This is a genomic window from Actinoplanes utahensis (assembly GCF_016862455.1).
In the GTDB taxonomy this organism is placed as follows: domain Bacteria; phylum Actinomycetota; class Actinomycetes; order Mycobacteriales; family Micromonosporaceae; genus Actinoplanes; species Actinoplanes utahensis.
In genome coordinates, this window is record NZ_BOMZ01000015.1 from 136,688 (window position 1) to 161,779 (window position 25,092).

The following is a 25,092-nucleotide window of genomic DNA, read 5'->3' on the forward strand; positions in this document are numbered from 1 at the left end:
GGTGCCGTAGGGTGGGAGCCGGGTGCCGATCGACGCGCAAGCACCCGGATCAGCCATGAAGCCGGACAGTTGTGTTGTACTGGGACATCGGCCCGTACGATGCCGGTGGTTGTGCTCTCGGCCTTGCTGATACAGTGCTCCGCTGGCGGCCTCTACGGCTGCTCAATGATGTGTGCCCGAAGTTCCGGGATACCGCAACCCAGAGTGTGGCGACCACGCAGGAGGATCAGTTGTTGTCCGCCTTCTCGAGCGCGCTTCGGACGCCTGACCTGCGGAAGAAGCTACTTTTCACGGTAGCGATTGTGGGGATCTACCGTCTCGGTGCCACATTGCCCAGTCCTGGCGTGTCCTACGCCAACGTCAAGGCATGCCTGGAAATCGCCGAGTCGGACACCAGTGGCGTCCTGAACCTGCTGAATCTGTTCTCCGGCGGTGCGCTGCTCCAGCTCTCCGTCTTCGCGCTGGGCATCATGCCGTACATCACGGCGTCGATCATCCTGCAGCTGCTCACCGTGGTCATCCCGCGTCTGGAGCAGCTCCGCAAGGAGGGCCAGTCCGGTCAGGCGAAGATCACCCAGTACACCCGGTACCTGACGCTCGGCCTCGCGGTTCTGCAGGCCTCCGCGTTCGTGGCGCTGGCGCGTACCGGTCAGCTGTTCAACAACATGTGCGACCAGGACGACCCGGCGTACCAGATCATCCCCGAGAACACCGGCATTCCGATGTGGCTCACGCTCACCATCCTGGTGATGACGATGACCGCCGGCACCGGTGTGGTCATGTGGCTCGGTGAGCTGATCACCGACCGCGGCGTCGGCAACGGCATGTCCGTCCTGATCTTCACCTCGATCGCGGCCCGCCTGCCCGGCGAGGGCTGGAGCATCAAGGAGTCCAGCGGCAACGCCAAGTTCGCGCTCGTCATCGGCCTGGTGCTGGTCATCATCGCGCTGGTGGTCTTCATCGAGCAGGCGCAGCGCCGCATCCCGGTGCAGTACGCGAAGCGCATGATCGGCCGGCGGATGTACGGCGGCACCTCGACCTACATCCCGCTGAAGGTGAACCAGGCGGGTGTCGTCCCGGTCATCTTCGCGTCGTCGCTGCTCTACCTGCCGCAGCTGTACCTGCAGTTCTTCGACCAGAACAACCTCAAGGGTTACCAGATCTGGATCCAGAACCACCTGGCCGACCCGACGCACTGGCTCTACATCGCGGTCTACTTCCTCTTGATCATCTTCTTCACGTACTTCTACGTGTCGATCACGTTCAACCCGACCGAGGTCGCGGAGAACATGAAGAAGTACGGTGGTTTCGTTCCGGGTATCCGCCCGGGCAAGCCGACCGCCGAGTACCTGGACTTCATCCTCAGCCGGATCACCCTGCCGGGCGCGTTGTACCTTGGCTTGATCTCGGTTCTGCCGAACTTCTTCTTCATCTGGCTCAACCAGGACCAGTACATGAACTTCCCGTTCGGTGGTACTGCTGTTCTGATCATGGTGGGCGTGGGTCTGGAGACGGTGAAGCAGATCGAGAGCCAACTCATGCAGCGGAACTACGAAGGGTTCCTCCGGTAGTGGGTACGCGGGGCCGGGGGGCTCTGGCGTCGACGGTGGGCGTGGTTTCTGAGGACCGAAGCGAGGCGATGTAGGTGCGGCTGGTGTTGGTGGGCCCTCCGGGGGCCGGCAAGGGGACCCAGGCTGAGTTCATCGCCGCCCATCTCGCCGTACCGAAGATCTCGACCGGTGACATCTTCCGGGCCAACGTCTCGCAGGGGACGCCGCTGGGCGTCGAGGCCAAGCGGTACATGGACGCCGGGCAGTTGGTGCCGGACGAGGTGACCATCAACATGGTCCGGGACCGGCTCGCCGAGCCGGACGCCAGCGACGGCTTCCTGCTGGACGGCTTCCCACGGACCGTGCCGCAGGCCTCCGCGCTGGACAAGCTGCTGGCCGACCTCGGCACGGCGCTGGACATCGTGATGGAGCTCGTGGTCGACGACGACGAGGTCATCCGTCGGCTCTCCGGGCGCCGGACGTGCCGGGGCTGCGGAAAGATCTGGCACGTCGAGTTCGACCCGACGAGCAAGGAGAACATCTGCGACCGGTGCGGCAGCGAGCTGTTCCAGCGCGATGACGACAAGGCCGAGACGATCGCCAACCGTCTCGTGGAGTACGCGGACAAGACCGCGCCCCTGGTCGACTTCTACGGCGCTCAGGGCAAGCTGGTGGGCATCGACGCGACCGGCCCGGTCGAGGACGTCACCGTGCGCGCCATCGACGCCCTGCGGTCGTACGGCGGCTGATCCCGCCCGTTCCTCAAGACGACGACGCCGCCCCGGGGAGACCCGGGGCGGCGGCATGTAAAGACCGAAGAGAGTTAGGCTCACCGCCATGCGCCGCCAAGAGCTGGACATTCAGCTGAAGACGCCCGAGCAGATCGAGAAGATGCGGGCGGCCGGCCTGGTCGTCGCCGCGGCTCTGGACGCGATGCGGGCGGCGGTCGCCCCCGGTGTCTCCACCGGCGATCTGGACGCGATCGCCGAGAAGGTGATCCGCGACGCGGGCGCCACCCCGTCGTTCAAGGGCTACCACGGCTTCCCCGCGTCGATCTGCGCCTCCGTCAACGAGCAGGTGGTGCACGGCATCCCCAGCGCCGGGCAGGTGCTGCGGGAGGGCGATCTGATCTCGATCGACTGCGGCGCCGTCCTGGACGGCTGGCACGGCGACTCGGCGATCACCGTGGGGGTCGGCGAGACCGACCCCGCGCTGCTGAAGATGGCCGAGGTCGCGGAGGACGCGATGTGGGCCGGCATCGCGGCGGCGGCACGCGGCATCGCGAACGGGCGGGGCCGGCTGACCGACATCTCGTTCAACATCGAGAAGTCGATCCGCAAGGCCGGGCGGTACGGGATCGTCGACGGTTACGGCGGCCACGGCATCGGCACCGAGATGCACCAGGACCCGCACGTGCTCAACCACGGCAAGCCGGGCCGCGGCATCCGCCTGGAGGTGGGTCTGGCGCTCGCCATCGAGCCGATGATCACGATGGGCTCGCCGCGGACCGTGGAGCTCAGCGACGGCTGGACCGTGGTGACCCGGGACGGGTCCCGCGCGGCGCACGTGGAGCACACCATGGCGCTGCTCGAGGACGGGGTGTGGGTGACCACCGCGGTGGACGGCGGCCGGGCCCGTCTGGGCGATCTGGTGACCGCGCGACAGGGATAGATACCGGTGGTGCTCTGCTGCCATGCTGTGACGCATGGGGCAGGACAGCATGCGGGCCGGGGATCAGGATCGCCAGCGAGTCGCGGACCGGTTGCGTGTGGCGCTGGACGAGGGCCGGCTCGATCTGAGCGAGTACGACGAGCGCGTCCAGCAGGCGTACGCCGCGAAGACCTACGCGGATCTGGACGGCTTGCTCGACGATCTGCCGGGCCCGGTCCCGCTGGCGAAGTCACGGGTCGAGCCGCATCGTCCGGCCGCGGCCCCGGCGTCCGCGCCGGAGGAGGCGTGCGAACGCGATTCGCGGCCGGGTTATCACGGCATGCTGGCCGTCTTCGTGGTCTGCACGCTGGTCTGGGCGCTCTCCAGTCTGGGCTCCGGTGAGTTTCTCTACTTCTGGCCGGGCTGGGTTCTGATCCCGGTCGTCTTCGCCGTCTTCGCTCACTTGGGGAACCGGGGCAAACGCCGCCACTGAGGCGGATATGGTCGAGATGTCCGTCGCAAACACGCCCGACAGCGGGTTACGGAACCCTCGGTTTGGCGTCGCTGTTACGGGCGCGTAGACTGGCTCGCTGGCGCGTAGCGTCCACTCCCACATGCCCTCAAGCGCTTCGAGGGTGGGGGGAGCCGCGGCTGGTTCGGGTCCTCACGGACCCGGAAAAGACGTTGCGACAGCCTGCCCCAAGAACCCGATGTCAGGTAGCGGAGGACATGCCAAAGAAAGACGGAGCCATCGAGATCGAAGGCCGAGTGATCGAGCCCCTGCCGAACGCAATGTTCCGCGTTGAGCTCGCTAATGGTCACAAGGTCCTGGCACACATCTCCGGGAAGATGCGGCAGCACTACATCCGTATCCTTCCCGAGGACAGGGTCGTCGTCGAGCTTTCGCCGTACGACCTCACCCGTGGGCGCATCGTCTACCGCTACAAGTAAGCACGGGTCGCCGGGGGTTTTCCACATCCCGTCTGACTGAGAGTTAAGGCAAACCGTGAAGGTCAAGCCGAGCGTCAAGCGGATCTGCAACAACTGCCGGGTCATCCGGCGGCACGGCCGGGTCATGGTCATCTGCTCGACCGACCCGCGCCACAAGCAGCGCCAGGGCTAAAACCCGCGCACGGATCCGCACCACTGAACAAGCTCGTCCCGGCCGTGGGTGACCACAGCCGCACCCCCGGTCGGAGGCCGGGGCCCACCTGCGCAGGTGGGATGGGACGGGCGCAGACCTCCGAGATCACGAACGAGGAGTACCGCCAGTAATGGCTCGTCTCGTCGGCGTCGATCTCCCCCGCGAAAAGCGGTTGGAGATCGCGCTCACTTACATCTACGGCATCGGTCGCACCCGTGCCGTGGAGACATTGACTGCTACCGCGATTGACCTGAACAAGCGCGCCAAGGACTTGACGGAAGAAGAGCTGGTTCAGCTCCGGGACTACATCGAGTCCAACTTCAAGGTTGAGGGCGACCTGCGCCGCGAGGTCGCTGCGGACATCCGCCGCAAGGTCGAGATCGGCTGCTACGCCGGCATCCGCCACCGCAAGGGTCTTCCCGTGCGCGGACAGCGGACCCGGACCAACGCTCGTACCCGTAAGGGCCCGAAGCGCACGGTCGCCGGTAAGAAGAAGCCCGGTCGGAAGTAATAGGAGCGCACTGACTTATGCCACCGAAGGCACGCGCAGGGGCCGCAGTAAAGAAGGTCCGGCGCAAAGAACGCAAGAACGTCGCCCACGGGCAGGCGCACATCAAGAGCACCTTCAACAACACCATCGTGTCGATCACCGACCCGACCGGTGCTGTGATCTCCTGGGCCTCGTCCGGCCAGGTCGGCTTCAAGGGCTCCCGCAAGTCGACCCCGTTCGCCGCGCAGCTGGCCGCCGAGGCTGCCGCCCGTCGTGCCATGGAGCACGGCATGCGCAAGGTCGACGTGTTCGTCAAGGGACCGGGCTCCGGCCGGGAGACCGCCATCCGTTCGCTGCAGGCCGCCGGCCTCGAGGTCGGGCAGATCTCCGACGTCACGCCGCAGCCGCACAACGGTTGCCGCCCGCCGAAGCGTCGCCGGGTCTGAGGGGGATTCAGAGATGGCTCGTTACACCGGTGCGGACTGCAAGCGCTGCCGCCGCGAGAAGATGAAGCTGTTCCTCAAGGGCAGCAAGTGCGATGGGCCGAAGTGCCCGTTCGAGTCGCGTCCCTTCCCGCCCGGCCAGCACGGCCGCGGTCGGACCAAGGAGACCGAGTACCTGCTCCAGCACCGCGAGAAGCAGAAGGCCCGCCGCGTCTACGGCGTGCTCGAGAAGCAGTTCCGCGGTTACTACGAGGAGGCTGTCACCAAGCCCGGCAAGACCGGTGAGGTGCTGCTGCAGATCCTCGAGACGCGTCTGGACAACGTCGTCTACCGGGCCGGCTACGCCGCGTCCCGCGACGCCGCTCGCCAGCTGGTCAAGCACGGCCACTTCCTGGTGAACGGCAAGAAGGTCGACATCCCGTCCTACCGGGTCCGGGAGCACGACATCATCGCCGTTCGCGAGAAGTCGCGGGAGATGACCCCCTTCGTCGTCGCCCAGGCTCAGGCCGGTTCCCGGCCGGTTCCGGCGTGGGTCGAGCCGATCCCGGCCGAGATGAAGATCCTGGTTCACGCCCTCCCGGCCCGCGCTGTCATCGACACGCAGGTCCAGGAGCAGCTGATCGTCGAGCTCTACTCCAAGTAGCGCTCTTTGAAAGTGCCGGCCGCGAGGCCGGCACTTTTGAACACCACGGACGGCCATCAAATAGCGGGTGGCCCGACAGAAAGAAGAACAGCGTGCTCATCAGCCAGCGGCCGACCCTCTCGGAGGAGTCGCTCAGCGAGACCCGCTCCCGGTTCACCATCGAACCGCTGGAGCCGGGCTTCGGCTACACCCTCGGTAACTCACTGCGGCGGACCCTGCTGTCGTCCATCCCGGGCGCGGCGGTCACCAGCATCAAGATCGACGGCGTGCTGCACGAGTTCACCACGATCCCCGGGGTCAAGGAGGACGTGGTCGAGCTGGTCATGAACGTCAAGGAACTGACCGTCAGCTCCGAGCACGACGAGCCGGTCAGCATGTACCTGCGCAAGCAGGGCCCGGGCGACGTGACCGCCGGGGACATCCAGCCGCCGGCCGGTGTCTCGGTGCACAACCCCGATCTGAAGCTGGCGACCCTGAACAGCAAGGGCCGGCTGGACATGGAGCTGACCGTCGAGCGCGGTCGTGGCTACGTCACCGCGGCGCAGAACAAGAGCGCCGGCGCCGAGATCGGCCGGATCCCGGTCGACTCGATCTACTCGCCGGTTCTCAAGGTCACCTACCGCGTCGAGGCGACCCGTGTCGAGCAGCGGACCGACTTCGACCGCCTGATCATCGACGTCGAGTCGAAGGCCTCGATCTCCCCGCGGACCGCGCTGGCCTCGGCCGGCTCGACCCTCGTGGAGCTCTTCGGCCTGTGCCGTGAGCTCGACGAGACCGCTGAGGGCATCGACATCGGCCCGTCGCCCCAGGACGCGCAGCTCGCTGCCGACCTGGCCCTTCCGATTGAGGAGCTGGACCTCACCGTCCGGTCGTACAACTGCCTCAAGCGTGAAGGCATCAACTCGGTGGGCGAATTGATAGGGCGTACGGAGGCCGACCTTCTGGACATCCGGAACTTCGGCCAGAAGTCGATCGACGAGGTCAAGATGAAGCTCGCCGGAATGGGCCTGGGACTGAAGGACAGCGCGCCGTCCTTCGACCCGGCGCACGTGGTCGACTCGTTCGGCGACGTGGATTACGACACCGACGACTACCGCGAGACCGAGCAGCTCTAACAGCTCGGTTGCGCCACATTTCAAGGAGCAATTGAAATGCCCACGCCCACCAAGGGTGCCCGCCTCGGCGGCAGCCCGGCACACGAGAAGCTCATCCTGGCCAACCTGGCCACCGAGCTCTTCCGGCACGGGAAGATCAAGACCACCGAGTCGAAGGCCAAGCGGCTGCGCCCGCTGGCCGAGCAGCTGGTCACGAAGGCCAAGCGCGGCGACCTGCACTCCCGTCGCCGGGTTCTGGCCACCGTGAAGGACAAGGACGTCGTGTACGCCCTGTTCGAGCAGATTGCTCCGCGGTACTCCAACCGCCCCGGTGGGTACACCCGGATCACCAAGATCGGCCCGCGCAAGGGTGACGCCGCTCCCATGGCCGTCATCGAGCTGGTCGAGGAGCTCGAGGTCGCGGCCACCACCGCCGCGCCGTCGAAGGAGGCCCGCAAGGCCGCCGCGCAGCAGGCCAAGGTCGAGGCGCTCGCGCCCGAGGAGGAGACGCCGGCCGGCGCCCCCGCCGAGGCCGAGGGTGACCAGGACGCTGAGGCTCCGGTCAGCGCGTCCGGTGACAAGCCCGGTGACAAGGCCGAGGGCGAAGACACCAAGGCCTGAGTCGTCATCACGTGAGACCCGGCATCCTTCGGGGTGCCGGGTCTTTCGCTTTCTTAAGATCGAGACCGTTTTCTGGTACGGGTCTGCAAGGTCCCGTCGTTCCCCGGGACAGGTGATGTCATGGCTCCTGGAGATTCCATCCGGCTGCGTCTGGACGTGTCGTATGACGGCGCCGATTTCTCCGGCTGGGCCGCCCAGCCCGGTCGCCGTACCGTCGCGGGGGTTCTGACCGAGGCTTTCGCCCGTCTCCTCGGCCCGGAGACGCCCCTGGGCCTGACCGTCGCCGGTCGTACCGACGCCGGCGTGCACGCCACCGGCCAGGTGTGCCACGTCGACCTGCCCGCCGGCCGCTGGACCGAACTCGAGGGCTCGCTGCTGCGCCGGCTCGCCGCGCTGATGCCGCCGGACGCCCGGGTGCGTGCCGTGCGGCCGGTGCCGGACACGTTCGACGCCCGGTTCTCGGCGACCTTCCGCAGGTACGAGTACCGGGTCGCGGACACCCCGTGGGGGCCGGAGCCGCTGCGCCGCCACGACACCCTCGGCTGGGTGCGCCCGCTCGACCTGGACCGGCTCAACGAGGCCGCGGCCGGGCTGGTCGGCGAGCACGACTTCGCCGCGTTCTGCAAGCGCAAGGAGCACGCCACCACGATCCGGGCGATCACCCGGCTGTCGTGGCGGCGCGACCCGGACGGCATCTGTGTGGCGACCGTGCAGGCCGACGCGTTCTGTCAGGCGATGGTCCGCAGCCTCGTCGGTGCGATGCTGACCGTCGGTGACGGCCGGCGCGCCCCGGAATGGCCGGCCAAGCTGCTCACCCTGCGGGAACGCTCCAGTGACGTGGTGGTCGCCCCGGCGCACGGGCTGACCCTGATCGCGGTCGGTTACCCCGACGAGACCGAGTACGCCGCCCGCGCCGAAGCCACCCGCCGCCTCCGCGCGTGAACCCCACGACCAGCTGAGGGGTCAGCCGGCGCGGCGGACCAGGACGGTGTCGTGCAGGTGGGTGTCGAGGATGTCGGCGGTGATCTGCTGGACCTGGGGCGTGCCGGCCGGTACGAGCTCGCCGGACGGGCCGGTGATCAGGCAGTACATGACGAAGTGGCCGCGGGTGCGCCAGAGGACCGGGGTGCCCGGCCCGGTGGCCGCGCCGGACATCTCGGCGAACCCGCCGTCACCGGTCTCGACCAGGGAGCGGACCTGGTCGCCGACGGCCGTCGCGCTGGTGGCGTCGGGCAGGTTCAGCATGCCGGCGGTGATCCGGTAGTCGGCGTACGGGACGGTCAGGGCGGCCTGGACCGCCTGCGAGCACCCGTACCGCGCAAGGGTCTGCCGCAAGGCGCCGGTGGCCGCGGCCGGGCAGTCCGCCGTGAGGGACGCCCGCGTCACCCGGAAGCCGGCGGCGCCGGTGGGGAAGACCTCGTCGGCGGTCAGTGGCGCGGTGTCCACGGTCCGGGCCGCGATGCGGGCGTCGACCTCGGCGGAGGCGAGAGTCCGGGCGGGGGTGTGCCGGTCCTCGGCCACGATGAGGACGCCCAGCATGACGAAGATGCCGAGCACGATCAGCGCGGCCAGGCCGCGGGTGAGCAGGTGGGCGGTCGGGTAGGGCTCGCGCCAGAGGTGTCGCCGGGCCCGGCGGCGGCCGTGGAAGGGAAGGCGCAGCTGGAGTGCCGGGGTGGCGCGGTGGGCGGAGCGCGTCGGGGTGGCGTGCCGCATCCGCTCAAGCTAGGCGCGCACACCGGTCGATGAACGCACAACCGGTCCGTCGTGGTTTCGCCGCGCGTGGATTAGAGGCGGGTGTGACGGCGGCGTGTGTATGGAGGCCGAAGCACACACGCTGATGAGGGCCGTGCAGACTTGGCAGGTGAGCGCCGACCACTACTTCACCGCAGAACCCGACGCGCCGTTCCGCAAGGGCGAGATCGAGTTCACCGTCGCCGGGCGGGACTACCGGCTGGCCGTCGCGTCCGGGGTGTTCTCGGCCGGGCGGTTGGACCCGGGCACCGCCGTGCTGCTGCGCAAGGCCGGTCTGCCGGACGCGGCCACCGAGGGCACGCTGCTCGACATCGGCTGCGGTTACGGCCCGATCGCCTGCGTGCTGGCCAGCGAGGCGCCGCGGACCACGGTCTACGCGATCGACGTGAACTCCCGCGCCCGGGAACTGGCCGCGGAGAACGCCGAACGCCTCGGGCCGGCCGGCCGGGTGCTGGTGACGGCGCCCGACGAGGTGCCGGACCAGGTCGCGTTCGACCAGATCTGGAGCAACCCGCCCACCCACATCGGCAAGGCCGGCCTGCACGCCCTGCTGGAACGCTGGCTGCCCCGGTTGGCGCCGGGCGGCACCGCCTGGCTGGTGATCAACCGGCACCTGGGCGGTGACTCGTTGCACGCCTGGCTCGTCGCCGGTGGCTGGACGGTCCAGAGGGTGGCCAGCCAGAAGGGCTTCCGGGTGCTGCGGGTCACCCGAAATTCGGCTGACTGAACGTAGTCCCGACCGGGAGGATGCCCGCATGGGTTATGTGGACGTCGCCGGCGCCGGATTCGTGCTCCCGGACGGTCGTGAGCTGTTCGCCGACGTGTCGTTCCGGGTCGGTGAAGGCGCGAAGGTGGCCCTCGTCGGGCCCAACGGGGCCGGCAAGACCACCCTGATGAAGATGGTGGCGGGCGACCTCCCGATCCAGAGCGGCACCGTGGCGCGATCCGGCGGGCTCGGGGTGATGCGGCAGTTCATCGGCATGATCGGCGACGACCGTACCCTCGAAGATCTTGCGCTGTCCCTGGTCGCACCCACGCTGGGCGCCGCGGGTGAGCGGCTGCGCAAGGCGGTGGCGGCCCTGGACGAGACCGAGAAGAGCCAGATCGCGTACGCCAACGCGCTCACCCACTGGGGCGAGGCCGGCGGCTACGACGCGGAGGTGCTCTTCGACACCGTGACCGTCGCCATCCTCGGCAAGCCGTGGGAGGAGGCCCGATCCAGGATCGTGCGTACGCTCTCCGGCGGCGAGCAGAAACGGTTCGCCCTCGACCTGCTGCTCCGCGGCTCCGACGAGGTGCTGCTGCTCGACGAGCCGGACAACTTCCTCGACGTGCCCGCCAAACGCTGGCTGGAGCAGCGGCTGCGCGAGTCGAACAAGTCGGTGCTCTACGTCTCGCACGACCGGGAGCTGCTGGCCGAGACCGCCGACCGGGTGGTGGCCGTGGAGGGCGGCGGCGCCTGGACCCATCCGGGCGGCTTCACGTCCTGGCACGAGGCCCGCTCCAACCGGCACGAGCGGATGGAGGAGAACCGCCGCCGCTGGGACGAGGAGCACGAGAAGCTCAAGGAACTGGTCTTCACGCTGAAGAACAAGGCCGCCTTCAACGACGGCCTCGCCTCCCGCTATCAGGCCGCGCAGACCCGGCTGCGCAAGTTCGAGGAGGCCGGCCCGCCGCCGCTGCCGCCGAAGGACCAGGCGGTCCGGATGAACCTGCGCGGCGGCCGCACCGGCAAGCGTGCCGTCATCTGCGAAGGTCTCGAACTGGAGAACCTGACGTTCCCGTTCGACCTGGAGATCTGGTACGGCGACCGGGTCGCGGTCCTCGGCGCCAACGGCACCGGCAAATCGCACTTCCTGCGCCTGCTCGCGGCCGGCGGCAGCGACCCGGACATCGAGCACAAGCCGGTCGACGGGGCGCCGCTCGCGCACGTGGCGCACGAGGGGAAGGCGCGGCTCGGCGCGCGGGTCCGGCCCGGCCACTTCTCGCAGACCCACGACCGGCCCGAGCTGCTGGACAAGACCCTCGTCGAGATCCTCTGGCGCGGTGACGAGCACCGGTCCGGAATGGACCGGGCGGGCTCGATGAAGGTTCTCAACCGGTACGAGCTGGCGGCGCAGGGGGATCAGCGGTTCGGCACCCTGTCCGGCGGGCAGCAGGCCCGTTTCCTGGTGCTGCTGCTCGAGTTGTCCGGTGCGACCGTTCTGCTGCTCGACGAGCCGACGGACAACCTGGACCTGGCGTCCGCGGAAGCCCTGGAAGAGGGCCTGAAGGCGTTCGACGGCACGGTGATCGCGGTCACCCATGACCGCTGGTTCACCAGGTCCTTCGATCGGTTCGTGCTGTTCCGGGGCGACGGTGAGGTGGTCGAGGTCCCGGAGCCGGTCTGGGACGTGCGCTAGCTGCGCGGATCCGCCGGTCGGGGCGGCCGACCGGCGACAGTGGACGCGGATCTTCGTCGTCCGGACCGCCACGGACGACGGGAAACCGAGTCCTAAGTCACCGGCGGCGAGAGCTAGCGTGGAGTGTCACGGACCGGTTATGGTCCGGTTACAACAACCCCACGGGAGTCCGGGCATCGGGCTGAGAGGGGGGCTGACGCCGCCCCCGACCGTCAAACCTGATCCGGGTAATGCCGGCGCAGGGAGGACTGCTCCATGGTTATCCCCTTTCCCCGTATCCACGTCATAACGGACGACATCGACGTTGTTCGCGGCGTTGCCGGGCTCGAAGACGTGGCCGTTCAGATCCGGGTCAAGACCACCGCGGCGTACGCCTACGCGCTCGCCGTCGAAGCGGTCGCGATCTGCCGCCCCGCCGGGACGATGGTGCTGGTCAACGATCGGGTCGGGGTCGCGCTCGCGGCCGGCGCCGACGGTGTGCACGTCGGTGCCGACGACCTGCCGGTCGAAGCGGCCCGGCGGGTCCTCGGCCCAGGCGCCGTCGTCGGAGCGACCTGCCGCACTCCGGCGGGCGCCCGCGCCGCCGTCGCCGCCGGCGCCAGCTACCTCGGCGTCGGGCCGGCATTCCCCACGTCCACGAAGGACGGCCTGCCACCACCGCTCGGACCGGCCGCGATCGCCGCCGTCGCCGACGCGGTGCCGGGCACGCCCGTCCTGGCGATCGGCGGCATCACCGCCGACCGGGTGCCGCTGCTCGCGGTGCACGGGATCGCCGCGGTCGCCGCCTTCACGGCGGATCCCAAGGGGGCGGCCGCCGAGTTCCTGGCAGCCCTCCGATGACCCGGGTCGCCGTCGTCGGCGGTGGGATCATCGGGCTCGCCATCGCCGCCGAACTGCTGCGCCGCGGCGCGGACGTGACCGTGCACGACCCCGCGCCGGCCGGAACGGACGGCGCCTGGCACGTCGCCGCCGGGATGCTCGCGCCCGGCGGAGAGTCGGCCTTCGAATACCCGCACCTGGTCAGACTGCTGGAAGCCTCGTACGAACGGTGGCCGGGTTTCGTCGCCGCGCTCGGCGACGTCGGTTACGACACCACCGGCACGCTGTCGCTGGCGCTCACCGCCGACGACGTGGCGGAGGCGGCCCGCGAGTGGAGACACCAGAAGCTGACCCCGCTGACCGGCTCCCAGGTGCGCGACCGGGAACCCGCCGTGTCCCCGAGAGTCCGGGCCGGGGCGCTCGCGGCCACCGAGTATCAGGTCGACCCGCGCAAGGTCGTCGCGGCACTGCGCGCCCTCCTCGCCGAACGCCTCGTCCCACAGCGCGTGACCGACCTGTTCGACCTGGACGCCGACACTGTCGTCGTCGCGGCGGGATGCGGAACGGCGGCCCTCACCGGACTCCCGATCCGCCCGGTCAAAGGCCAGGTCCTCCGCCTGCGCGGCGAACCCGGCCTGCTCCGGCACGTGATCGACGGCGTGGCCGACGGACGGCACGTCTACCTGGTCCCGCGCGCGGACGGCGAAGTCGTCGTCGGCGCCACCCAGGAGGAACGCACCGACGGCGCGGCCACCGCCGGGGGAGTCCACGACCTGCTCCGGGCCGCTCTCGACCTGATACCCGGTCTGGCCGAGCACGAACTCACCGAGATCACCGTGGGGCACCGGCCCGGCACTCCCGACAACGGGCCGCTCCTGGGCCGCCTGGACGAGCGGACCGTGGTGGCCGCCGGTCACTTCCGCAACGGGATCCTGCTCGCCCCGATCACCGCACGACTCATCGCCGACCTGGTGCTCACCGGATCGGCCGACCCGCTGCTGGAAGCGTTCGCGCCCGGGAGGTTCCGATGAAGCTGACGATCAACGGCCAGGCGCAGAGCCGGCCCGCCACCTGCTCGGTCGCGACCCTCGTCGCCGAGCTCATCGCCGCCCAGCGTGGGGTGGCGGTCGCGGTCAACGGGACCGTGGTGCCACGGTCCGCCTGGGCCACCGTCGACCTCGCCGACGGCGACCGGATCGAAGTCCTCACCGCCGCGCAGGGAGGCTGACCATGTCGTTCCTGCCGGACAACGGGCTGATCATGGGCACCGGCGGCGCGAACAGCCTCGCCGCCCTGGAACAGGCGATCGTCGCCTCCGAGAGCACCCTGGTCACCGTGGCGCTGCGCCGCGTCGACGCGGCCGGACCCGGACTGCTGCCGATGCTGGACCGGCTCGGCGTACGGGTGCTGCCGAACACCGCCGGCTGCTACACCGCCGGGGACGCGGTCAAGACCGCGCAGATGGCCCGGGAGGCATTCGAAACCGATCTGATCAAGCTCGAGGTGATCGGGGACGAGCGGACCCTGATGCCGGACGGGATCGAACTGCTGCGCGCGGCGGAGACCCTCGTCGCGGACGGGTTCACGGTCCTGCCGTACACCTCCGACGATCCGATCCTGGCCCGCCGCCTCGCCGACGCCGGATGCGCCGCGGTGATGCCCGCCGGCTCGCCGATCGGCTCCGGCCTCGGCATCTCCAACCCGCACCACATCGAACTGATCGTGCAGAGCGTCGACGTGCCGGTGATCCTCGACGCCGGCATCGGCACCGCCTCCGACGCCGCCCGGGCCATGGAACTCGGCTGCGACGCCGTCCTCATCGCCAGCGCCATCACCCGCGCCGACGATCCGGCGGCGATGGCGGCGGCGATGCGGCACGCGGTCACCGCCGGGCGTCTGGCCCGGGCCGCCGGGCGGATCCCGCGCCGGTTCCACGCGGTGGCGTCCACAGCGGACGAAGGCATCCCGCAGTGGTGACCCCCGGCGGGCTCGTCGTCCTCACCGATCGGCGGTCCGCATCCGGCCCGCTCGTGGAGGTGGTGCGGCAGGCGGTCCGCGGCGGCGCCGCCTGGGTCGTTCTCCGCGAGAAGGATCTGGGGTACGCGGACCGCGCGGCCCTCGCCACCGAACTCCGCTCGGTCGTCCCCGCCGGGCGGCTGATCATCGCCGGGCCGGACCCGCTCGGCGGCGGCGCCGTGCACCTGGCCGGAACCGACCCGGTGCCACCCGGTGTGCCGCTGGTCGGCCGGTCGTGGCACGGCGTCGAAAATCTGTCCGGAGTGGACTACGTGACGGTGTCGCCGGTGTATCCGACGACGTCCAAGCCGGGGTACGGGCCGGCACTCGGGGCCACGGGGGCCGCCGAGATGCGGGCGCCCGTGCCCTGGCTGGCGCTCGGCGGAGTGGACTCGCCGGAGCGGGCGGCGGAGTGTGCGGCGGCGGGGGCTGCGGGGATCGCGGTGATGGGTGCGGTCATGCGCTCCACCGACCCGGAGTGGACGGCTCACGAGCTGGCGTCGGGCTTCTCCTCAGCTGGCTCTCATGGCTGTCTCGACCGCGTTGAGACAGCAACCACGACCAGCTGGTCAAGAGCGACTCCGGCTGGCTCTCTTGGTTGTCTCGGCGGCGTTGAGACAGCAACCACGACCAGCCGAGGGGGTTTGCTGTGACGCCGCCGGTGGTGCTCACGATCGCCGGCTCGGACTCCGGCGGCGGCGCCGGGATCCAGGCCGATCTGAAGACGTTCGCGGCGCTCGGCGCGTTCGGGACGTCGGTGATCACGGCGATCACCGCGCAGAACACGCTCGGCGTGACCGCCGTCCACTCGGTCCCGGTGGAGAACGTCGCGGCGCAGTTGGACGCGGTGCTGTCGGATCTGCCGGTGGCGGCGGTCAAGGTCGGGATGATCTCCGATGCGGCGGTGGCGAAGCTGATCGCGGAACGGGTGGACGATCTGCCCAACCTGGTCGTCGACCCGGTGCTGGTGGCGACGGCGGGGAGCCGGCTCGGGGAGGCCGCGGTCGTCGGGGTGCTCACGGCGTACCCCTGTGTCCTCACCCCGAATCGGCACGAAGCCGGCGCCCTCCTGGGGCGGCGGGTGGAGACCACCGAAGAGATGGTCTCGGCGGCGGCCGAGCTCGCCGCGCTGGGCGCGCGTGCCGTCGTGGTGACCGGCAGTGAGATGGCCGTCGACGTGCTGCACCATGCCGGCGAGACCACGTTGCTGCGCGGTGAGCCGGTGGCGACGGTCAACAACCACGGTTCGGGGTGCACGTTCTCGTCGGCGATCGCGGTGCGCCTGGCGCGGGGCGACGCGGTGCCGGACGCGGTCGCGGCGGCGAAGGACTACGTGAACCGGGGTCTGCGGGGCGGCAGTTCCTGGCGGCTCGGTGCGGGCCCGGGCCCGCTGGACCACTTCGGCTGGTCCGTCTAGATCTCCCGGCGGTTAGCTTCCGGTGGCCTCGCGCTGCCATCTACCGCCGGTTTTATCCAACTTTGGGGAGGAATGGGCATGCGTCGTAAGGTCTATGTGGAGGGCTCCCGGCCCGACATCCAGGTGCCGTTCAGTGAGGTCGTGCTGACCGGCGACAACCCGCCGGTCCGGCTCTACGACACGTCCGGTCCGGGCAGCGATCCCACCGTCGGGCTGCCCGAGATGCGGAAACCGTGGAGAACCGGGCGGACCCAGCTCGCCTCCGCGCGGGCCGGGATCATCACACCCGAGATGGAGTACGCCGCGATCCGCGAAGGCGTCGCCCCCGAGGTCGTACGGGACGAGATCGCCGCCGGGCGGGCCGTGCTGCCGGTCAACGTCAACCACCCCGAGTCCGAGCCGATGGTGATCGGCTCCAAGTTCCTGGTGAAGGTCAACGCCAACATCGGCACCTCGGCCGTCACCTCGTCGGTCGCCGAGGAGGTGGAGAAGCTCACCTGGGCCACCCGCTGGGGCGCCGACACCGTGATGGACCTGTCCACCGGGCCGCGGATCCACGAGACCCGGGAGGCGATCGTACGCAACTCGCCCGTCCCGATCGGCACCGTCCCGATCTACCAGGCCCTGGAGAAGGTCAAAGGCGACCCGCTCCAACTGACCTGGGAACTGTTCCGGGAGACCGTCATCGAACAGGCCGAACAGGGCGTCGACTACATGACGATCCACGCCGGCGTGCTGCTCGCCTACGTCCCGCTGGCCGCCGAACGGGTCACCGGCATCGTCTCCCGCGGCGGATCGATCATGGCGGCCTGGTGCTTGGCGGAGCACCGGGAGAACTTCCTCTACACCCACTTCCGGGAACTGTGCGAGATATTCCGCGAGTACGACATCACCTTCTCCCTCGGTGACGGGCTCCGCCCCGGATCGATCGCCGACGCCAACGACGAAGCCCAGTTCGCCGAACTGCGCACCCTCGGCGAGCTCACCCACATCGCGTGGGAGTACGACGTACAGGTCATGGTCGAAGGCCCCGGCCACGTACCCATGCACAAGATCAAGGAGAACGTGGACCTGCAGCAGGAGATCTGCGGCGGCGCCCCGTTCTACACGCTCGGGCCGCTGGCCACCGACATCGCACCCGCCTACGACCACATCACCTCCGCGATCGGCGCCGCGATGATCGGCTGGTTCGGCACGGCGATGCTCTGCTACGTCACCCCCAAGGAACACCTCGGCCTGCCGAACAAGGAGGACGTCAAGGCGGGCATGATCGCGTACAAGATCGCGGCGCACGCGGCCGACCTCGCCAAGGGACACCCGGGCGCACAGGAGTGGGACGACGCGCTGTCCCGCGCCCGGTTCGACTTCCGGTGGGAGGACCAGTTCGAGCTGTCGCTGGACCCAGAGACCGCCCGGTCGTACCACGACGAGACCCTGCCGGCGGCGCCCGCCAAGACCGCGCACTTCTGCTCCATGTGCGGCCCGAAGTTCTGCTCCATGCGGATCAGCCACGAGATCCGCGAAGCCGGCATGAAAGCCAAATCCGCGGAGTTCGTCGACGCGGGCGGCCGCGTCTACCTCCCGGTCACCCCGACCGCCTGACCCCGGTTTCACCGATCACCCGGTCACAGCTCGTCGGCGTCCTCGTCGGCGAGCTGGTTGGCTGGTTGCTTCGCCGCCGGCAGGAAGTCGTAGATCGGTTCCTGGGCGGGTCCCGGATCCGCGATCGGCCGATTGCGTTCGGCCAGCTCGGCCATGGCGGCGCGGGCGGCCTCCGCGTCGCGTTCCGGTTTTGCGGCGGGCGTGCGGTCCGTGTCGGTTTCTGGTTTTTCAGTGGGCGTGCGGTGCGCGTCGCGTTCCGGTTTTGCGGTGGGCTTGCGGTCCGCCTCGACTTCCAACCCCTCGGGGGTACGGGGTGCGCGTTCGAGTTCCCCGCCAGTGTTCTCAGTGGTGCCGATGGGGTCGTCCGGCGCGCCCTTCCGGGAGCGGGACGTGCGGCGGCCGCCTCGCTTCCGGGCGGGGCGTTTCGGTTCCTCGCTCTGCGGACCGCTGGGAGTATCGGTCCGAGGGCTGCTGCCCTCGCTCGCGCCCTCCGGTTGCGTGGTCACCTCTGCCAGTTCGGCGAGTTCCTTCTTGAGCTCCTCGATCGATTCCGGCGCGGTCGGATCCACGGAACCCTCGGCGGCGCCGGTCTCGGCCTTCTCAACGGAGTCGGCACTTCCGGCGGCGGCCTCGGCCTTCTCCGACGGCTCGGCACTCTCGGTGGTCCCGCTGCGCCCGTCAGCCTCGGCTCGCTCATCGGTCCTGGTTTGCCCGACGGCTTCGATCCGCTCGTCCGGGCTGGTCTGCTCGTCCCCCGCTGCCTCGGCTGAGTCGGTGCCTTCGCTCTTCCGGTGCCTGCCACCCGTCGGACTCTCCGGCTCTGTGGCATCAGACACAGCCGCTTCCGGAGACACCGACCCGGGCCCGATCCTCCCGCTCGGGCGGGCCTCGGATTCGGCCCGCTCCAGCAGCGAGACCTCGGATTCCGGCAGCGGGGCAGGCCGATCTCCAGCAGGCGCGGAATCGGCCTGGCCGGGCAGCGCTTCGGACCTTTCGTCAGGCTGCTCTCCGGTCGATGCGTCGAGTGGCTTGCCGGGCACCACGTGGGGCCTTTCAGCCGGTGCATCAAGCGGCTCGCTGGGCAGCGTGCCGGACACTTTGCCGACCAGGCCGGCCGGTTCGGGAAGCTGGGTGTCGCTCGGCGTGGCCGGTTCGCGATGCTCGGCGTCGCTTGCCGTGGCGGTGGAAAGCTTCGGGGTGAGGTGTGCCTGCCTCGTTCCGGAGGACAGTACTTCGAGAGGTGCCGCGGTCCGGGGACCGAAGGGCGGAAGGTCTCCGACAGTGACGGCCGACTGCTCGGGCCCGGCGCTCGGCGGGACCGCCGCGGCAACCTTCGCCTTGGCACGTGAACGCTTGGCCACCGCTTTGGCGGGCGCCTTCGCCGGGCCTGCGGAGGCAGCGGCCTTCGTTGTCCGCTTCCTGGCGGGAGTCCTCTTCGCTGAGGCGCTCGTGGCCACCGGGGCTGCTGGTTCCCCGGATTGTGCCGCCTGGGCGGTCGCCATGCTGCCGTCGACATCGCCCGGCTCTGCGGGCCGGGCGGCTTCCTCGGCTTTCGAAGTCTCCTCGAGCCCGCCTTCGCTGACAGGCACGAGGGGCGAAGGCTGATCGGGAGAGCCGGAACCGGCAGGCTCGGTACCAGTAGCCGCCGTCGACGGCGGGCCCGAGCGGGTGACCGCACCCTCCGTCGCCGGCATCTCCGCCCGTCTGGCCGGTGATCTGGGCTTGGGCGTAGCTGGAGCAGCTTCGGAGGTTCCGGCCGCCGCCTCGATCCGATACCGGTAGAGAATCCCCTCATCCCTGACCACGAAGTCGTCGGCGCCATCCGGCCGCCGCCAGGTGAGGATCATCTGCCCGTACTTCTCGGCCAGCTTCACCAACGCCGGAAACGTGTCGACTACGACGACCGGCTTCCCCGGCGGACTGGCCATCGGCTCCACCGGAACGATCAGATGCGGGTAGCGGCGCTGGATCTGCGCCCGCGTCCGCAGCGGGACGTGGCGTGCTGCCATGGCGGCCACGATCCCCGCCGCGGTCAGCGCCATGAGGAGGAGATACACGGCATACAGTCGTGCTTGTGGCGCGGTGAGGACGGTGTGACCGAACGCGCCTATCTGCCGCGTTCGAACCACGCTGCCGGTGCTCGATTGATCGACGACCAGCGCATCCGGGCCGCCCACGAGGGTGAGCAGCAGCGGGGCGAGATTCAGGGAGATCCGCGGCGCGAAGGTGGAGCCGTCGTCATGTTGAACCGCCGCTGTGATCTCGGCCGTGATCGGCCCCATGTCGGCGCCGATCGCTTCACCTGCCGCCTTCACCCGTTGCGTCCAACTGTCCAAGTCGAGCTGAACGGTGTCGGCGTATCGCTCGCTGGTGAATCGCTTCTGCTGCATCAACTGCAGCGTTTTGTGCCAACCGTTCTCCGCGGACAGCCGGGCGGTGACGGTGATGTTCCCGGCTTCGCCCGCATACTGCATGTGCAGATTGACGAGGTCGGTCAACTTCCGGAAGACCGGGTCGGGTGAGTAGACCGTGGTGCCGTCGTAGGCCGCCGACGGCGTGACCTCCGCCGAATAGGAGAAAGTCATCGACTCACCGGGCCGCCCACTGCCCTCCACAGTCTCGGTCACCGGTTTCATCCAGCCGAGGACTCCCAGCGCCAGGCCTACCGCGCCGGCTAGCGCAGCAACGGCGGCGAGCGCACGTAGTGCGGGGTGAAGGCGGCTGACAGCCTTGATCACCACCGCCGCGGTAGCCCACGAGCCGCCTCCGCCAGACATGCCCTTCGCTCTCTTCTTCCGGCGACCACGCGAGATGTCTCTTCGCGTCTTGGCCGCGCCCGCTCCGCCGCTGACGAACAGGAAGCTGAGCATGCCCAGGCCGGTCGGGCTGAGTATCGGTTGCAGCCAGGCTCCGCCCCCGGGAACATGCAGGACGGCACGTCCGATCATCTGTTCGGCGGTGGGGTTGTCGACGTCTATCGACTCGTTGTTGTCTCCTTTGAGGACATAGCCGGCCGCGCCGTCGCCGCCGATGATGCGATGCAGCACCTCGATCTGGCCGTTGGCACCATGGTAGGCAGCTATCTGCCCCGTTTCGTACGTATCGAATTTGATGACGAATACCAGGTCGCCCTGGTGGTACACCGGTTGCATGCTGATGCCGTGAGTGACGACATATGAAATGCGATCCGTGGTGACCGCCCAAGCGCCAATGGCCGCCATCACGAGGATGGCGGCCATTGTCAGACGTCGAACCTTGGAAACGATGGTGAACTCCAGGCGAGCGGATCGCGCCCGCGGCGAGTGACTGACCCCCGGCTTCGCTTACGGTTCGAGCATCTCAGTTGCGTTACGCGACCGTGGGCACAACGGCGACGTCGAGCGTGGTCACCCCGGTGTAGTTGCCGGTCGGGTCCAGGCAGGTCCACGCGGTGCCGCCGGCGCTCGTGCACGCGTAGAAGAGGCTGTTCTTGTTCGTCGAGGTGCCGCCACCCGACGCGATCTTGACCTTGACGGAGGATGTGACGGGCAGTGTGACGCCGCTGCCGCCGTCAATCTTGATGTTCACGCCGGTGATCAGGTTGGGGTCGGTGCCGTCGTGGGTGAAGACCGCCTCGGTCAGCCGGGCGCCGACGACAGACTTCGGGGCGGCCAGCGCACCACCAGCGATGATCTGGCCGGTGCCGTCGATGTTGCCGCCGACGAGTGCGGCGGTGACGCCGTTCGCGGTGAAGGCGGTGGAACCGGCGGCGACCGCACCGGCGACAGCGACGCCGCCGATGAGCTGAATGATGTTACGCATATGTATGTCTCCCCTGGTCGGTAACCCAGCCGGCCTCGTGGGCCCTGTGGCTTTGCGTCCCCGGCTCACACCGGGTTTGCGTTTGTCGGCCCGAGCGAGTTGCTCGTTTTGCTTACGCCGGGTTGTTCGGTCGGGGAGGGGTGGGGATGAGCCCGAAGCCCATGATTTCTTGCGGCGATTTCGCGGTTTCCGCACCTGAGACCGAGGGAGGTGCTATCGAGTTGCCGGACGGTTTCCGAGGCTGGTCGCGGGCCGGAGGAAACGGGCGGAACGGCGCGGGGCGACCGTCGAGAGGACGGTCGCCCCGCGTACCAGGAAAGGGTTTTTTCGGGGGGTGAAGTTCGTCGGCCGTCGCTCGGGGATGTCATGCCGGGAGGGTGACGGGCGTGGGTGAGGCCGACGAGCCGGGCGGCTGTGGGTCAGAGCTTGTAGAAGGTGACGTAGTGGTCGGGGGTGAAGTAGGCGACGCGGGTGCTGCGGTTGACGACGATGCGGTAGGCGTCCCGGGAGGCGCCGCGGTTGCGGGAGTAGACGTCGTACTCCGAGTAGGTCGCGGAGGGGAGCTGGCCCTCGCGGTTGTAGAAGGTGCCGCCGGTGTAGTTGTAGTTGCCGTAGGGCCACGAGTACCAGCCGGCGGAGGTCGGCCAGCCCAGGGACTTCCAGCCGTTGAAGGCGGTGCGGGCGGCGGAGCAGCGGCTGATCGTGCAGCTGGAGTAGACGGCGGCATGGGCGGCGTCGGTGGCGGTCGGGGCCACTACCGCGGGGGCGACGAGGGCGGTGCCGGAGAGGGCGAAGACCAGGGCCAGGCCGGAGAGGAACCGGCCGATGCGGGTGCTCATGATCGGGCTCCGATGCGTCGAGGGATGTGACCCGGATATCGATCATCGTTACCGGCCGGTGGTGTCCGCGGTACCTCCCGAACTCATCGTTTCATCGGTGTTCGCCGATCTTTTATGAGACGGAAACCGTGTGCGGACGGTGTCCGGCAGTCCTTCACCCAGGCGAAACCCGCCATTGGCGTCGGCCGTAACCGGAACATGCCGACGAGGCGGTAGCGGTCTGGTGGGCGCGCATGGCTGCGCTGGCCGGCCGGGTACGGCGCGCGAGGTGGGTGGGTGCGGAATGGCCGCGAAGTGGGAACGGAATTCGCTGCCGGAAACGGATCAGCCCGCCGGGCGCCTGGAGTGGGCGCCGGCGGGCTCGCCGGGAGGAAGCCGGATTGCGGATGGTCAGGCGCCGCCGAGGCCGTTGACCCAGTCGACGTAGTCCTCCTCACGGCCGCCTTTCTGGCCGCGCTTCTGGTCCTGCGGGGCGGGGGCAACCGGAGGCGGGGACACCGGCTGCGGGTGTGGCAGCGGGGCGCTGGCGGCGGTCGGCTCGGGGACGAGCGGGCCGCGCGGGGTGCGCGACCCGCGGGCGGCGACCCGCGGATGCTCGGCCGTGTCGATGCCGACGCGAGGGCTGGGCTGGGTGGCCGTGAAGCCGTTGAAGGAGCCGGTGTCGCCGGTCAGGGCGGCGGACGGTGTGGCGGGGGGCGGCGGCTCGGGGGTGGACCGGCGGGTACGCCATCCGCGCCGCAGGCCGCCGCTCGCGTTCTTGGCCGCCGGCTGCTGTCCGGAGAAGCGGGCCTCCGCGGAGGAGTCCTGCGGGCCGCCGAAGCCGGGCGCTTCCGCTGACGCCGGGCCGCCCGGGCCGGAGGGCTGGGTGGGGATGCCGGAGGCGGCGGCACGGACCGGGACGCCGGAACCGCTGACCTGGGCCGAGGCTTTCCGGGCGACCGGCGCGGGAATGCCGGGAACGGCGGCCGGGGCGAGGGCACCCGGAACGCCGGCCGACGCGGGGCCCCCGGGGGCCGGAGTGCCGGGAACCGTGCCCGAGCCGGACCGGCCGGGAACCGAGCCTGAGGCGGACCGGCCGGGAACCGAGCCTGAGGCGGACCGGCCGGGAGCCGGGGCCGCGGCCGGGATTCCCGGGGTGGCTCCGGTGGCCTGGCTGCCGGACGAGGGGAAGCCGGCGGTGGGGTTCTGGGTGAAGGTGGTTCCGCTGCCCGAGGTGAAGGGTGACGAGGCGGCGGGCGTGGCGGCCAGGTCCTGGAGCGGGTGTGGCCGGTCGGCGACGGAGAAGACACCGGTGTCGGACGGGCGCAGCTGGTCGTCGGGGCGCTGCGCGGCGGCGGCCGCGGCGGCCGCGATGGCGGACTGGTGGGGGACGTCGCGGCGGGGGAGACCGGTGGCGGCCTCCGGCCCGGCGGCGGAGAGGTTGCCGGTGGCCGAGGGGTTGCCGGTGGGGGAGGGGTTGCCGGTCGGGAGGTTGCCGGCGGAGGGGGCGGGGTCGGAAGGGTCGGCGGCGGAGGGGGCGCCCGCGGAAGTGGCCGGCTCGGCGGAGCGGGCCCGCTCGGGCGCGCCGCGGAGGATGGCGGCCAGGACCGAACCGAGGACGCCGGCGCCGCTGGCGGTCATCGCCGCCCAGTACGGGTGGAGGCCGAGGCCGGAAGCCGAACCGGGGCCGGCGATCAGGTAGGCCAGGGTCAGCAGTGCCGGGCCGGCCAGGCCGCTGAGTGCGACGGCCGTGGTGGAGAACTTTCGGCCGCGGGCGGCCCAGCCGATGGAAAGGCCGGTGAGCAGGGCGATCAGCGGCATCGTCGCGAAGGCGATGTAGTCGGCGGCGGAGGCCGGGATGAAACCGCCTTCCAGCACACCGAGGCGGACCGCCGCGGGGGTCTTGCCGGGTGCCAGGGACGGCACGACCGAGATCAACGCCACAGTCCAGACGGCGAGGCTCAGGGTGGTGAGGCTCCAGCGGGCGACCGCCTTGGCCGCCGCGGCGTATCCGGCGAAGATGCCGATCGCCGCGCCGAGGCCGGCGCAGATGCCGATGACGAGGACCGGCTGGACTCCGGTGATCTGGGCGGATCGGGCCGGCTGCATGGTGAGCGGCAGGACGGCGAGGGCGCCTGTTCCGGCGGCCAGGCCCATCGCGAGCGCGCCGCCGCTGCCGACCGGGCGGGGTGACCAGCGGGGCCGCAGCCCGGTGGCGACCACGGCGCCGATCGCCGCGGCGGTCATGGTGATCCATGCGACCCAGGCGAGTTGCGCTGTCCATTGGTCACGCTGAGTGATTTCCAGGGTCTGGTCGAGCCGCACCATGCCGAGCCCGTAGGCGATGCCGAGTTGGCCGGCCCCGACGACCGCGGCGGCCGTGATGGTAGCGGCCAGCAGCTTCAGCCAGCTCCGAAATGCCATGCCGCGCACGTTACGGAATGTTCCGCATGGTGCGCCAGTCCGGGGTTTGCTTCTTAAGGCACCCTAAAGTCGAGATCATCTATGATCGAGAATCTTCTATGAATATCAGTCACCTACGGTGATCCATGGGCGACGTAGGGGCCACTTGCCAGACGATGGGTCCGAAGTGGACACTGTCGCGCACGGACACCGAGTCCGTCACGTCACGCTGTTTCTTGCCACCGTGTTCACCGAGGTCGGGGAGGGGAGCTCCCACATAGTGGTTGGAATCGCGATGCTGTCCGGTGACCGGGATCTCACGGATGGTGGCGTGTGAGGCATTCGTGCACGTCAACCTCGCCGACGATGGACGTGCGGCAGACTCGCGCGCGGTTATCACCCGGACAGGTGAGCCTTTTGCGGGACC

24 protein-coding genes, 2 pseudogenes and 2 riboswitches are annotated in these 25,092 nt (G+C 69.7%); of the genes and pseudogenes, 21 read left to right on the forward strand and 5 right to left on the reverse strand.

Features of this window, described 5'->3' with window-relative positions; translation table 11 throughout:
• The first annotated feature begins 230 nt into the window (after nucleotides 1-230).
• From secY to truA, 12 genes and pseudogenes are all read left to right on the forward strand, one after another.
• A complete protein-coding gene (secY, locus tag Aut01nite_RS04285; RefSeq protein ID WP_043531297.1) occupies nucleotides 231-1,571 on the forward strand; it encodes a preprotein translocase subunit SecY in 1,341 nt (446 codons plus the stop codon).
• 74 nt (nucleotides 1,572-1,645) lie between these two features.
• A complete protein-coding gene (locus Aut01nite_RS04290; RefSeq protein ID WP_043531067.1) occupies nucleotides 1,646-2,299 on the forward strand; it encodes an adenylate kinase in 654 nt (217 codons plus the stop codon).
• An 88-nt stretch (nucleotides 2,300-2,387) separates the two neighbouring features.
• Entirely contained in the window at nucleotides 2,388-3,221 is an 834-nt protein-coding gene (map, locus tag Aut01nite_RS04295) for a type I methionyl aminopeptidase (protein WP_043531065.1), read from the forward strand.
• 49 nt (nucleotides 3,222-3,270) lie between these two features.
• Nucleotides 3,271-3,436 (forward strand): annotated as a pseudogene (locus tag Aut01nite_RS44735) (DUF1707 SHOCT-like domain-containing protein); the annotation flags it as partial.
• Nucleotides 3,437-3,929: 493 nt separating this feature from the next.
• A complete protein-coding gene (infA, locus tag Aut01nite_RS04305) occupies nucleotides 3,930-4,151 on the forward strand; it encodes a translation initiation factor IF-1 (RefSeq protein ID WP_007073013.1) in 222 nt (73 codons plus the stop codon).
• Nucleotides 4,152-4,206: 55 nt separating this feature from the next.
• Nucleotides 4,207-4,323: a 50S ribosomal protein L36 gene (gene rpmJ, locus Aut01nite_RS04310; protein WP_014440745.1), complete on the forward strand. Its 117-nt coding sequence runs from the start codon at nucleotides 4,207-4,209 to the stop codon at nucleotides 4,321-4,323.
• Nucleotides 4,324-4,474: 151 nt separating this feature from the next.
• On the forward strand, nucleotides 4,475-4,855 hold the full coding sequence (gene rpsM, locus Aut01nite_RS04315) for a 30S ribosomal protein S13 (protein ID WP_043531063.1): 381 nt from the start codon (nucleotides 4,475-4,477) through the stop codon (nucleotides 4,853-4,855).
• A gap of 17 nt (nucleotides 4,856-4,872) precedes the next feature.
• Complete coding sequence (rpsK, locus tag Aut01nite_RS04320) at nucleotides 4,873-5,280, forward strand: 30S ribosomal protein S11 (RefSeq protein ID WP_014440747.1); 408 nt, start codon at nucleotides 4,873-4,875, stop codon at nucleotides 5,278-5,280.
• Nucleotides 5,281-5,293: 13 nt separating this feature from the next.
• A complete protein-coding gene (gene rpsD, locus Aut01nite_RS04325; RefSeq protein WP_043531061.1) occupies nucleotides 5,294-5,920 on the forward strand; it encodes a 30S ribosomal protein S4 in 627 nt (208 codons plus the stop codon).
• Nucleotides 5,921-6,012: 92 nt separating this feature from the next.
• Entirely contained in the window at nucleotides 6,013-7,035 is a 1,023-nt protein-coding gene (locus Aut01nite_RS04330) for a DNA-directed RNA polymerase subunit alpha (protein WP_014440749.1), read from the forward strand.
• 36 nt (nucleotides 7,036-7,071) lie between these two features.
• A complete protein-coding gene (rplQ, locus tag Aut01nite_RS04335) occupies nucleotides 7,072-7,635 on the forward strand; it encodes a 50S ribosomal protein L17 (RefSeq protein ID WP_043531059.1) in 564 nt (187 codons plus the stop codon).
• A gap of 120 nt (nucleotides 7,636-7,755) precedes the next feature.
• Nucleotides 7,756-8,577: a tRNA pseudouridine(38-40) synthase TruA gene (gene truA, locus Aut01nite_RS04340; RefSeq protein WP_043531056.1), complete on the forward strand. Its 822-nt coding sequence runs from the start codon at nucleotides 7,756-7,758 to the stop codon at nucleotides 8,575-8,577.
• Between the two features lie 21 nt (nucleotides 8,578-8,598).
• On the opposite strand, the gene Aut01nite_RS04345 is transcribed toward truA, so the two are convergent.
• On the reverse strand, nucleotides 8,599-9,348 hold the full coding sequence (locus Aut01nite_RS04345; protein ID WP_043531054.1) for a hypothetical protein: 750 nt from the start codon (nucleotides 9,346-9,348) through the stop codon (nucleotides 8,599-8,601).
• 148 nt (nucleotides 9,349-9,496) lie between these two features.
• On the opposite strand from Aut01nite_RS04345, the gene Aut01nite_RS04350 reads away from it, so the two are divergent.
• The 9 genes and pseudogenes from Aut01nite_RS04350 to thiC all read left to right on the forward strand — a co-directional run bounded on the left by Aut01nite_RS04350 (nucleotide 9,497) and on the right by thiC (nucleotide 17,643).
• On the forward strand, nucleotides 9,497-10,114 hold the full coding sequence (locus Aut01nite_RS04350; protein WP_043531294.1) for a class I SAM-dependent methyltransferase: 618 nt from the start codon (nucleotides 9,497-9,499) through the stop codon (nucleotides 10,112-10,114).
• A 28-nt stretch (nucleotides 10,115-10,142) separates the two neighbouring features.
• A complete protein-coding gene (locus Aut01nite_RS04355) occupies nucleotides 10,143-11,789 on the forward strand; it encodes an ABC-F family ATP-binding cassette domain-containing protein (protein WP_043531052.1) in 1,647 nt (548 codons plus the stop codon).
• A gap of 151 nt (nucleotides 11,790-11,940) precedes the next feature.
• Nucleotides 11,941-12,051: riboswitch (TPP riboswitch) on the forward strand.
• Nucleotides 12,045-12,629, forward strand: coding sequence for a thiamine phosphate synthase (locus Aut01nite_RS04360; protein ID WP_043531050.1), 585 nt, complete (start codon nucleotides 12,045-12,047; stop codon nucleotides 12,627-12,629). (Overlaps the previous riboswitch by 7 nt.)
• A complete protein-coding gene (gene thiO / locus Aut01nite_RS04365) occupies nucleotides 12,626-13,639 on the forward strand; it encodes a glycine oxidase ThiO (RefSeq protein ID WP_043531048.1) in 1,014 nt (337 codons plus the stop codon). The genes Aut01nite_RS04360 and thiO overlap by 4 nt, the downstream gene beginning before the upstream one ends.
• On the forward strand, nucleotides 13,636-13,836 hold the full coding sequence (thiS, locus tag Aut01nite_RS04370) for a sulfur carrier protein ThiS (protein ID WP_043531046.1): 201 nt from the start codon (nucleotides 13,636-13,638) through the stop codon (nucleotides 13,834-13,836). Before thiO ends, thiS begins: the two co-directional genes overlap by 4 nt.
• A 2-nt stretch (nucleotides 13,837-13,838) precedes the next feature.
• Entirely contained in the window at nucleotides 13,839-14,585 is a 747-nt protein-coding gene (locus tag Aut01nite_RS04375; protein WP_043531044.1) for a thiazole synthase, read from the forward strand.
• Nucleotides 14,579-15,154, forward strand: a pseudogene (locus Aut01nite_RS04380) (thiamine phosphate synthase); the annotation flags it as partial. The gene Aut01nite_RS04375 and the pseudogene Aut01nite_RS04380, both read left to right, overlap by 7 nt.
• Before the next feature lie 119 nt (nucleotides 15,155-15,273).
• Nucleotides 15,274-16,041, forward strand: a complete 768-nt coding sequence (thiD, locus tag Aut01nite_RS04385; protein ID WP_043531043.1) for a bifunctional hydroxymethylpyrimidine kinase/phosphomethylpyrimidine kinase — start codon at nucleotides 15,274-15,276, stop codon at nucleotides 16,039-16,041.
• 72 nt (nucleotides 16,042-16,113) lie between these two features.
• Nucleotides 16,114-17,643 carry a phosphomethylpyrimidine synthase ThiC gene (thiC, locus tag Aut01nite_RS04390; protein ID WP_052164385.1) on the forward strand — a complete coding sequence of 510 codons (1,530 nt, stop codon included), beginning with the start codon at nucleotides 16,114-16,116 and terminating at the stop codon, nucleotides 17,641-17,643.
• 23 nt (nucleotides 17,644-17,666) lie between these two features.
• On the opposite strand, the gene Aut01nite_RS04395 is transcribed toward thiC, so the two are convergent.
• The 4 genes from Aut01nite_RS04395 to Aut01nite_RS04410 all read right to left on the reverse strand — a co-directional run bounded on the left by Aut01nite_RS04395 (nucleotide 17,667) and on the right by Aut01nite_RS04410 (nucleotide 24,686).
• A complete protein-coding gene (locus Aut01nite_RS04395) occupies nucleotides 17,667-20,882 on the reverse strand; it encodes a DUF5305 family protein (RefSeq protein WP_052164384.1) in 3,216 nt (1,071 codons plus the stop codon).
• Nucleotides 20,883-20,991: 109 nt separating this feature from the next.
• The gene (locus Aut01nite_RS04400) at nucleotides 20,992-21,444 is read right to left on the reverse strand and encodes a hypothetical protein (RefSeq protein WP_043531039.1); all 453 of its coding nucleotides are present in this window, start codon (nucleotides 21,442-21,444) and stop codon (nucleotides 20,992-20,994) included.
• A 16-nt stretch (nucleotides 21,445-21,460) separates the two neighbouring features.
• Nucleotides 21,461-21,535, reverse strand: a riboswitch (cyclic di-GMP riboswitch).
• A gap of 328 nt (nucleotides 21,536-21,863) precedes the next feature.
• Nucleotides 21,864-22,283: a ribonuclease domain-containing protein gene (locus Aut01nite_RS04405; RefSeq protein ID WP_043531037.1), complete on the reverse strand. Its 420-nt coding sequence runs from the start codon at nucleotides 22,281-22,283 to the stop codon at nucleotides 21,864-21,866.
• A 390-nt stretch (nucleotides 22,284-22,673) separates the two neighbouring features.
• On the reverse strand, nucleotides 22,674-24,686 hold the full coding sequence (locus Aut01nite_RS04410) for a hypothetical protein (RefSeq protein ID WP_043531035.1): 2,013 nt from the start codon (nucleotides 24,684-24,686) through the stop codon (nucleotides 22,674-22,676).
• Nucleotides 24,687-25,092 lie beyond the last annotated feature (406 nt).